Source organism: Prevotella sp. AM42-24, assembly GCF_003461825.1.
In the GTDB taxonomy this organism is placed as follows: Bacteria; Bacteroidota; Bacteroidia; order Bacteroidales; family Bacteroidaceae; genus Prevotella; species Prevotella hominis.
This window is the reverse complement of sequence record NZ_QTXV01000152.1, coordinates 1-1,618: the sequence shown is the minus strand read 5'-3', so window position 1 is coordinate 1,618 and position 1,618 is coordinate 1. Positions and strand designations below refer to the sequence as shown.

The following is a 1,618-nucleotide window of genomic DNA, read 5'->3' as shown; positions in this document are numbered from 1 at the left end:
ATACACGATTATACTCTGTGCCAAGTCTTGCATCCAACTTGCCAAAGCTGCATTCTCTGCAAATCTGCGTACCCTTGAAACTATATCCGTCCTTGCAGAATCGGATGCCTTGCACCTTGGTTCGCTCCTTGTCCTTATAGACTAACTCCAAGAGAACACCTCGCTTTGCAAGTTCATTCTTGAACTTCTGCCAACTATCAGCGTCTTTCAAGGCATCCTTGACGGCATTGTGAATCTCGTATTTGGCACGCTCAGCATTGCGTAACTTGCGAGTATTAGTATTGCTCTTGTCCGTTCCGTAGGTCAGTCCATACTTGGATTTTAGAGCCTTGGTCACCTGCTCATTACGCCTGTAATCATTTCTGTCTGATATGAGTTTGCCCTCATTATTGATGCGGTTATATACGATATGACAATGTGGATTGTCCGTGTTGTGATGCCTTACGATGATGAATTGGGTTTTGGTGATACTCATCATCTGCATGTATTCAAGGGCTATCTTAGCCATGAATTCATCCGTCAAACGTGGCTTGTCCTCGGGCTTGAAGCTCAAAGCTATGTGCCCCACAGGCTTCTTAATCCTTGGATTTAGTTGCCTTTGTAGCTCGAAACTTTGCGTCATCTCGGCATTCGTGCCGAGCAAAACACCATCGGAAGCAAGGATTTTAGCCTCGTCCTTGCCTGTAACATAGCGGATGCAACCACCAAAAGAGCATCCCTTCTTTAGCTTGCCAATCATATCGTTGCCTCCTTCCTGCCTATGTTTGATTTTAAGGTTTGGGATGCTTGTCTGTGTTCACAAAGAATGGCTTTCAATCTTCTCAATAAGTCCACCACATACACATGAGTTTCATGGAAACCTCTCTGATGCGACAGCTTGGTAAGTTGGTTGAGGTTGTTCGCCATGCCAATGAGATTCTTGGCGATGGCTATCGTCTCAGTGTTGTGTCCGCTGACCACCGCGCCGTTCAAGGCGGACTCACGGATGTACTCCGCCAACTTGCGGTTGGCTTTTCTTGCCCTCAGTCTCAATGCCTCGTAGCTTGGCTTCGAGAACTTCACTGTGACAGACTTCGACAGCTTGCGAACTCTGCCCGTGGGCGGTCTTCCGCCCTTTCTCTTGTCTTGTTCCTGTATGTTTGTCATTCGATACACTGTTTATCGTTGGTACACTCACTTTCTGCGACCGACGGGAGCAAAATTCCTCCGCCCTCATGGTGGAGCGAGGCGTTTTGGGGTTCCCAAAACATAACCTCGCTCCCTCTCAGAACACGTTAGTTGGAACTACAGCCTTTCAGCTATCCACGTCCAAGGTCGCAGACCTTAATTCTCACAATTTGCGCCAAGCCTCGAAGTCCTCTTCATAAAGGCTTAGGTGGTGGCGCACGATGTTCTCGATGATGCCCGATACGCTCATGCGTCTCCCTCCGAGGATGCGGACGACACGATCAAGACGGTCTCGCACATCGGAACTGACGAAGACTGGCTTGCGGTCGTCAATCCTTGGAACTTGGAGGAAGGTCTGCTGATACTCCTCTAATGTTGCCTTGCGCTGCTTGCCGCTGATGCGCTTCAGCGGATTCGGTGGCGATTGAGCCTCATTCGTTGATGTTTCCTC

General features: G+C 48.9%; 3 protein-coding genes. All 3 read right to left on the bottom strand.

Features of this window, described 5'->3' with window-relative positions; all coding sequences use genetic code 11:
* Positions 1–739, bottom strand: a 739-nt coding sequence (locus DW917_RS16795) for a relaxase/mobilization nuclease domain-containing protein (protein ID WP_118120529.1), incomplete at its 3' end; no start/stop codon positions are given.
* A complete protein-coding gene (gene mobC, locus DW917_RS16790; RefSeq protein ID WP_118120526.1) occupies positions 736–1,146 on the bottom strand; it encodes a plasmid mobilization relaxosome protein MobC in 411 nt (136 codons plus the stop codon). The genes DW917_RS16795 and mobC, both read right to left, overlap by 4 nt.
* 184 nt (positions 1,147–1,330) lie before the next feature.
* Positions 1,331–1,618, bottom strand: a 288-nt coding sequence (locus DW917_RS16785) for a DUF3408 domain-containing protein (protein ID WP_147344253.1), incomplete at its 5' end; no start/stop codon positions are given.